The sequence below is a fragment of the Fructilactobacillus sp. X2R5C3 genome, assembly GCF_059901325.1.
Window position 1 is genome coordinate 1 of record NZ_JBWXUY010000081.1, and the last position, 231, is coordinate 231.

1 protein-coding gene is annotated in these 231 nt (G+C 41.6%); it reads right to left on the reverse strand.

Translation table 11 applies throughout. The annotated features are described in order from the left end of the window. On the reverse strand, window positions 1–231 hold a 231-nt coding region (locus AC6UDE_RS07245; protein ID WP_500697071.1), incomplete at both ends, for a substrate-binding domain-containing protein.

Genomic DNA, 231 nt, shown 5'->3' on the forward strand with positions numbered 1-231 from the left:
GGTTAAAACAGACGACGCTTATTTGCTGTGGCACTTTCAAGTTCTTTTCTGCTAACACTCCCAGCAAAAGAACACCCAATAAAAGATCCATAACCAAAAAAGCGGTTGGAGCCTCTTTCAATTCCAGCAATTCGTCAATGGCGTTAATTCCATCCGTTCGATTTAAAGGAATCAATTTGATATATTCCTGTCGCACATCCAAACCAGCCAGTTCCATCGCTTGTTGAAAGC